This window comes from Streptomyces stelliscabiei (genome assembly GCF_014873495.1).
Taxonomy (GTDB): domain Bacteria; phylum Actinomycetota; class Actinomycetes; order Streptomycetales; family Streptomycetaceae; genus Streptomyces; species Streptomyces bottropensis.
The window spans coordinates 6657896-6665698 of sequence record NZ_JADBGF010000001.1; the positions used below are offsets into that span (position 1 = coordinate 6657896).

5 protein-coding genes are annotated in these 7803 nt (G+C 66.0%); 2 read left to right on the forward strand and 3 right to left on the reverse strand.

What is annotated here, in order from left to right:
• Positions 1-278 precede the first annotated feature (278 nt).
• Together ychF and H4687_RS29690 are read left to right on the forward strand one after the other, a co-directional pair.
• Complete coding sequence (gene ychF, locus H4687_RS29685) at positions 279-1367, forward strand: redox-regulated ATPase YchF (RefSeq protein WP_046917296.1); 1089 nt, start codon at positions 279-281, stop codon at positions 1365-1367.
• 639 nt (positions 1368-2006) lie between these two features.
• Positions 2007-2900 (forward strand): DUF5655 domain-containing protein, encoded by an 894-nt coding sequence (locus tag H4687_RS29690; protein WP_050399582.1) that lies wholly within the window; start codon positions 2007-2009, stop codon positions 2898-2900.
• A gap of 743 nt (positions 2901-3643) precedes the next feature.
• On the opposite strand, the gene H4687_RS29695 is transcribed toward H4687_RS29690, so the two are convergent.
• The 3 genes from H4687_RS29695 to H4687_RS29705 form a co-directional block, all read right to left on the reverse strand.
• Positions 3644-5872 carry a hypothetical protein gene (locus tag H4687_RS29695; protein WP_159392238.1) on the reverse strand — a complete coding sequence of 743 codons (2229 nt, stop codon included), beginning with the start codon at positions 5870-5872 and terminating at the stop codon, positions 3644-3646.
• Position 5873: 1 nt separating this feature from the next.
• A complete protein-coding gene (locus H4687_RS29700; protein WP_078907618.1) occupies positions 5874-6452 on the reverse strand; it encodes an RNA polymerase sigma factor in 579 nt (192 codons plus the stop codon).
• Between the two features lie 562 nt (positions 6453-7014).
• Positions 7015-7530, reverse strand: coding sequence for a VUT family protein (locus tag H4687_RS29705; protein WP_046914108.1), 516 nt, complete (start codon positions 7528-7530; stop codon positions 7015-7017).
• Between the last annotated feature and the right edge of the window lie 273 nt (positions 7531-7803).

Genomic DNA, 7803 nt, shown 5'->3' on the forward strand with positions numbered 1-7803 from the left:
TGCCGCGCGGCGGCCCGGTCCGAGGGGGATGCGTCCTCTGCTGCTGCTCCACTCGTCCAACTTAGGTCGGTTAATGTGCCGAATGGGTTCAGAGACACGCCGTCGAGCGGACCTTGGCCAAGCGTTCGACAGCTCGCCGGACCGAGTGCCGGCACGCCGTAAACTGGGGGATCGGCCGGTCCTCCGGCCGCTGGGGCACGATCCGCCGGACTGGCCTCAGGCCCTGCCGCTCCAGCCCCCCGGCCGCCTGGCCCTCCTACATACGGGAAGTCGCAAACGTGTCGCTCACGATCGGAATCGTCGGTCTGCCCAACGTCGGCAAGTCGACCCTGTTCAACGCCCTGACCAAGAACGACGTGCTGGCGGCCAACTACCCGTTCGCCACGATCGAGCCGAACGTCGGCGTGGTGGGCGTCCCGGACGAGCGCCTGACCAAGCTGGCCGAGATCTTCAGCTCGCAGCGCGTCCTCCCGGCGACCGTCGACTTCGTCGACATCGCGGGCATCGTGCGCGGCGCCAGCGAGGGCGAGGGCCTCGGCAACAAGTTCCTGGCGAACATCCGCGAGTCGGACGCGATCTGCCAGGTCATCCGTGCCTTCCAGGACGAGAACGTCGTGCACGTCGACGGCAAGGTCTCGCCGAAGGACGACATCGAGACGATCAACACCGAGCTGATCCTCGCCGACCTGCAGACCATCGAGAAGGTCCTGCCGCGTCTCCAGAAGGAGTCGCGCATCAAGAAGGACATCGTCCCGAAGGTCGCCGCCGTCGAGGCCGCCAAGGAGATCCTGGAGAAGGGCGACACCCTGTTCTCCCAGGGCATCGTGCAGGGCTCCGGCAACGAGGAACTCCTCCACGACCTGCACCTGCTCACCACCAAGCCGTTCCTCTACGTCTTCAACGTCGACGAGGACGAGCTGACCGACGAGGACTTCAAGAACGAGCAGCGCGCGCTGGTGGCCCCCGCCGAGGCGATCTTCCTCAACGCCAAGCTGGAGCAGGACCTCGCCGAGCTGGACGAGGCGGACGCGATGGAGCTGCTGGAGTCGGTCGGCGCCGAGGAGCCGGGCCTGGCCACCCTCGCCCGGGTCGGCTTCGACACCCTGGGCCTGCAGACCTACCTCACGGCCGGCCCCAAGGAATCCCGCGCCTGGACCATCAAGAAGGGCGCCACGGCCCCCGAGGCGGCCGGCGTGATCCACACCGACTTCCAGAAGGGCTTCATCAAGGCCGAGGTCATCTCCTTCGCCGACCTGGTGGAAACCGGCTCGGTCGCCGAGGCCCGCGCCAAGGGCAAGGCCCGCATGGAGGGCAAGGAGTACGTGATGCAGGACGGGGACGTGGTGGAGTTCCGCTTCAACGTGTAGCGGGTCACTTAGCATGGCTTAACTGATCTTGCAAACGTGCAGTTCAGATGGGGTCTGTCTTCTCAAGGGCAGGCCCCGTTTCTGTTCCCGTGCTGACTTGGTGCTGACCTGCGAGCACCCCTCATCACCCCTCATCACCCCTCCCGTGCTGGTTCTGTGCTGACCCATGGGCTGTAGCTCCGCGTGGGAAAGCGGATGTGGTCAGGAAGACCCGGGTACGACAGCAGCCGGAAGCGAAGACTGTGCGCGCGGCAAGGGAAGCGCCTGCACTGGCAGGGGACCTCGTTCTCCGTGCCCGCTCCACGCGCCGTCACCGGTGACGGTTTCCCATGCATTTGATGGCGCGACTGTCCCTGGTAGTGCTCCGCTGTGCGATGCATACATGGAGAGGGCGCTTAGAAGGCGCCTGGTGCATCCACCCGACCATGGGCCCTGACCTGCGTAAACCCGACCTTCTAGCGCCGTCCCCGGCAACGCGGGGGACACATGGGGGAACCGTAGATCCCTGGCGGCGGGGGGACGCAAGCGCCCGGATAAGCCGTACGTAGCTTCTTACGCCATCTCCACAAGACCGAAGCCCTTCGTGGAAACAATCCTGCCCCACTCGGCGTTTGTGATCTCCGAGCCGAGGAGGGGAAGGTGTCGGGCCTGAAGCTGTTCCACACGAGGAAAGACGGCGTGACCGAGGTAATGCCGCATCTGGCCGAGGAAGAGGGCGATGTGCAGGACCTCATCGAGGCGCACATGGAGACCATGCTCGGGGTGCGGTTCCTGGCGAGCGAGTACAGCACTGGCCCCGTCCATGGCGGGCGCATCGATTCGCTGGGCATTGACGAGAACAACGCGCCCGCGATCGTGGAATACAAGCGTGGTACTGACGCAGGTGTGATCCATCAGGGCCTCTTCTACATGGCGTGGCTGATGGACCACAAGGACGCATTCCGGCACCTGGTCCGCGACCGGCTCGGGGCTGCGGTCGCGGCCCAGGTGCTGTGGAGCGCACCGAGGCTGATCTGCGTGGCCGGCGACTTCACTCGCTACGACGTTCATGCCGTGCGCGAGCACCGCCGCTCGATCGACCTGGTCCGTTACCGGTTCTTCGGCAACGAGCACATCGGCCTTGAGACGGTCGCCTCCATCGCCGGCCAGACCCCCGCCTCCAGGGCAGTCTGCCGTCGCCGCAGGGCGGAGGTGCCGCGCGACCGTCGTACGGACGGGGCGATGGTGGAGCTGGCTGCCGCGGTTGACGAGGTGCTGCTCGGACTCGGTGACGACATCACCAGGGTCGAGAACAGGACCTACCGGGCGTACCAGCGGCTGCGGAACTTCGCCTGCGTCTGCCCGCCGCAGAAGACCAAGCTGCTCGTCTACCTCAAGGCCGACCCCAAGGAGGTCGATCTCGTCCCCGGATTCACCCGGGACGTGACGGGGCTTGGGCACCACGGAACCGGCGACCTGGAGGTGCAACTGCGCACGGACCGGGACCTGGAGCGCGCCCAGGACCTGTTCCGCCTCAGCTACGCCGCGGCGTAGTGGCTTCTCGTCCCGATGGACGGCAGGGCGGGTTATGCGGTTGTGGGGCTTCGTCGTGGCGCTGCCTTTCGACGTGGTGGTCAGGTAAATGGCGGTGGATTACTAAGGGTGCGGGGGATCCCCGGTTTCGCTAACCGGGGATCCGGTGCTATAAGGCATCGCCGATTTCTAACGTCACTGAAGGTGCAGTTTCCCAGCCTGGGCGTGAGAAGCCCTGTCGCCCATGGTTATTTGCCCTGACGCGAGCGCTCTTACAGTTGCGACCGCCGGTCGCCCCAAAGGACGGCCGCCACATCGGCGTGGCGACTGAGGATCGCAACTCGGACGTCGACCCGGTGGTGGTGCAGCAGATCTGGGAGTGGTGATCGCCCCCCTCGGTGCGACTGAGGATCACAATATGAAGGGCGACGGGCGAGACTGCAGAACATGCCGGCGGCGGCCCTCCAGGGCGACTGAGGATCGCAACACCTGCACCTGTGACGCGAAGCTCGAGCCGCACCCCAGCGGCGGTCGCCTTCCAGGGCGATCGAGGGTCGCAAGCGTGCGTCGAGTACGGCGGCCCAGCACGTGACCTAGGTGGCGGTTGCCCTCCGGGGCGACCGAGGATTGATGGTGGCTCATGGCAGGTGCCTTACATGAGCCACCATCACCAGAACTCGGCTGCCCATCGTGGCAGCTCACGACTTACAGTTGGCTCCCGTCCTTGCGCCGTAGGGATCTGCGAACCCGCACGGTTTCCCTCGCTACACCTCTGAGGCCGCCCGGGCGACGATCTCGGCAAGTCTGGGACTTTGTCGGGCCATGGACTCCAGCCAGTGGTGCGTCACGAAATCCCGCTGGGTGGTTACGAGTTCTCTGGAGGCCCTCGTCACGAGGGATTCGGCCTCGTGAGAGACGTCCCCAACGATCTGCTTGCGGTCCAGGGAAAGGGCCGGGGGCGTGGGGGAGCCGGTCAGGTTGATCACGACTCCGTGCAGGGCGTTCCGGCGCCGAGAGTTGGCGAACACCCCATGGCGGACGGAAGGCTGTACGAGCAGCCCGTCGGCCAGGAGCGCTCCTCCGGATTCGCACCAGACCACTTGGCCCGCAAGCGTGTGGACCACCCGGCCACGAACGTCGATGACGTCGTGGTGACGCGGTGCCTTCTTTCTGGGCCACAGTTCGTGCGGTTGCCATGATGCGGATCGGTCGCCGTGTCGGGCCGTGGTCGTGTACTCGGCGATACCGAGGACCTTCTCCAACACGTCAACGCAGGAGGGGGCATTCCGTTCGTCCCTGAGAATGAGGCGTACCCGGGTACCCGGGATGGTGCCCTGAGCACGCACCCGGGTGATCCTGGCTGGCTGCCCTGGGCTGGGCACGGTCATCTTCAGCTCTGGGCCGGGAAAACCCTGCGGGTCTATGCGGCATGTCGTTACGTCGATCTCATCGGCAAGCATGAAGTAACTCATCACGCCGATGCCGAAGCGACTGTTGGGGTACATCTGCACCGGTGGTTCACACGCTTCCCACTGGGCCTTCTCCTCCCGGAACTCCGGCAGTTCGGGGAATCGCAGCCCGACTCGGGAGAAGGATGTCCTTAGCTCCTCCTCCCCCATGCCGATCCCGTTGTCGACACAGTCCAGGAAGGCACGGCCCTGCTCGTCAACGCCTTGGGTGAATTCAATCCTCCCCTGCCAGAGATCGCTGAGACCGTTTGTCCGGCTTAGGTACTCGCGCCGCGCAGAGCGGTACCGGCAGGCATCGAGTGCGTTCTGGTACAGCTCGCGGACCGCCAATCCGCTGTCCTGGTACAGCTGCGTGCCCATCAGGAGTTCACGGATGCTGTCTTCGGGCAGGGTGAAGCGCCCCAAGGACGCGAGGCGCTTATCGCCCTCCAGTCCTTCGGCATAGGTGCTCGGTCCGGGGGCGGTCCGATCGGGCTGGCGCACCACATGCAACCTGGCGGTCCCTTTGCGACGCCCCGGGGCGGTGCCGTCTGTCGTGATGTCCGAGGGCGGGGCTGCAGAGGTGCCGATGAACGCGACACCGTAGAGGTCGCGGTCCTCCAGCGAGGTGCCGGCCGATGAATTTGCGTACTGCACCAACTGCTGAATCGCGGCGTACGCATCGGTGCCAGTGGCCGCCATGGCCGCACGGAAGGCAGGACGCGGTCTAGGCGCGGAGCCGGCACCCGCAACCTCGCGCAGTACTTCCTCTGCTTCCTCGGAACGGGCCAGCGATGCCGCGATGCCGTCGCCGATGCTGGTGAGCCGTCTGCTGAGGGCAAGGTCAGCTCGTGGAGGGACCGGCGATGTGGATCTCTGGGGCTCGAGCCGCTCCCTTCCCAGGGAGGCCGCCAGAGGCAGGAAGATGTGCTCGCGGACCTCGTCGTAGAACTCCGTGTCCTCCTGGGCGTGGCCGCGGCCGGATTCTGTGCCCCCGGCCCCCGGAACGGCGTCCTGCCCGGCATCCTCCAGACGGGTCTCCGCGAGGAACGCCTCCTCCGCCCGCCCGCGACCCAGCCCCGCCGTACGCAGACGCTCTGCTACGACAGTCAGGCGCGCCGCGTCACCATGGCCCCAGCGGGCAGCGCGAAAGAGCCACTCGACCGCCATGAAAGCGGTGGTCTTTCCTCCCCCCATGGGCGCGCTGATGACCAAGAGCTGGGCATCCTGGGGGGTCTGCCTGTGCTCCCGCAGGTGAACAGCGGTCAGGCGGAAGGCTGCTCCCGGATGTTCCTGCTCCGAGGCGATTTCGAACCAAAGGCGGGCCGTTGGCAAGTCCTCGCGGCGCAATGCCTTCGTACCGAGGCGGTAGGCGCTGTTGGCGTCGCGACGCCGATCGCCGTACCCGGAGGCGTGGGTGGCGCCGACAGCCGTTGACGAATTGCCCCAGTCGCCTGACGGGCGGTCCCAGAAGTCGGTCTGGGACTGGGAGTCGGCCAGCACCTGTGTCCAGCTCGGTGGGAGCTGGGAATCGTTGGGATTCACGTCACTCACTACTTGACCCTTCGCCGAGCCCGACATGCCGTCTCACTTCTCGCAGGGCCCGGTGTCTCTGCACACTCACCTGGTTCTTCGACACACCCAGATGTGAAGCGATTTCATCGTCCTCACGACCGTCGCGCTGCATCATGAGCACTTGGCGGCCCTGCGCGGAGCGGACTGTGGCGATCGCCGGGTCGATCTCCTCACGCCACAGCAGCAAGGTGTCGTCCTCCGGAGTGGCGGCATCACCGAGCACCTCCAACGGGACCTCCCGCCCGCGGCGCCGTAGAAGGTCCTTCGCCAGATTCCGGGCGATCGTCCAGATATACGGCAGCGGCTCTCTGTTGGGGTCGAAGCGCTCGTCCCGCAGGGCTCGGATCCATGCCTCGTGAGCGATGTCCCCAGCCAGGTCCATCAGACCAGCCTTTCGTAATCTGGCGATGATCAGGGTGTTGTGCTCCCTATACGCTTTGTGCAGGACCCGCTCTCGGTGGGCCTTCGGATCAGGGCGGTCCTCAGGGCTGCTCACCACGGGCGGATTTTCCCCTGCCTTGGAGGCGCGGACTGCGGCGGCACCTTCCATGCCGTCAGAGTGCTTCCATCACCCGACTGGTAGCGCACAACCGCGCCGTCGGGCACGTGCTGCAGGACCATGGCGATCACGGAAGGGTCGCATCCGGCTCGCGCGTCGGGAGCCCCCGGATCTCTGCCGGAGAGCCGCTGCACCCATAGACGGCGTACGACAGTGCCCAGCGCCGCCACCAAGGCGGTGCCGGACGTGACGTAGTCGGCAAACTCCATAAGAGTCACAGGATGCTTCCCTCGGATCGAAGCCCATGGGGCGCACATGCGCCCTCACATCCCATACGCGGCAGAGGGGTCTTGCCTTAACAGCCTTCTTCGAGATCTTTTCCGATTCTGCTGCCAGCCCGCGTTCAACGCGGGCTGGCAGCAGAATCGGCGATGGGGGCGGACAGCGTGCGGGCCGACGCTCGCCCGCACGGTCCGCCAACGACGGGACCGCGAGGGAGTCCCCCCACACACAACGTCTCGGTGAACTGTCGCCAGGCGGACGGACGGCACGGGGACGGGGAGCCGGTGAAGGTGCACCACTCCTCAGCCGGTGCACCGGATGCGCAACGGGCTCAGGCGGTCGCTTGCTTCCGTCGGCGAAGTAGAGCCAGGACGGCGACTGCTGTAAGGGTCATCCACGCTTTGCCGAGGATCTGTCCTGGCAGGTACTCGAACGAGCCGAAGGCCAGCTTAAGGAACAGGAGGCTGTCCGAGAGCAGGCCGATCGCGTTGGAGGCGAGCATCGCGATCAACAGGCCACGCTGCCGCAGAGGTTCGTAGACGGCGAAGTCCATGGTTTCAGCGACCCCGAAGGCGGCTGCCGAAGCAACGGCGAGCGCCGGATCGGCGAGGAAGTACGAAAGGATGGTGCCGACGGCTATGGCCGCGAGGACGGCTACGCGGCCGGTTGATTCTCGGGCGAGGTCGCGAAGGACGAGTGCGAGGCCGACCAGGTATACCCCGGCTGGGGCGGCGTAGCCGAAGCCGACGGGGACGGCTCCGAAGTGGGTGACGGCGAGGTTGGCCGCGGGGATGGTGGCGACGTAGGCGACGAGGGTCGTGATACCGGCTGGTGCGGGGACGTTCACAGTCTTCTTTTCTGTCTCGGTGAAGTGGTCGATGCGCCGATGCCACGCCGGGGACGGACGGCGGGGTGAGCGCGCAGACAGTACAACCCACGCCACTGACACCAGTGCCGAGTCCAGACGTCGAGACTCTGGCCGAGATTGAGTGCACTGCCGGAGGCATATGCATCTTCCGGTGTCGCGAGGCTAGTGCGCCGAGAAGCAGCAAGGGGAGCCACCTTGCGTGAACTGGGCCAGGTCATATAGCCATCAACTCTGCGCGACAGCGCAGGCCGG

Bases quoted from the DNA above. Each gene is read 5' to 3' on its own strand.
- H4687_RS29700 (WP_078907618.1), bottom strand. From the start codon at position 6,452: ATGGAAGGTGCCGCCGCAGTCCGCGCCTCCAAGGCAGGGGAAAATCCG.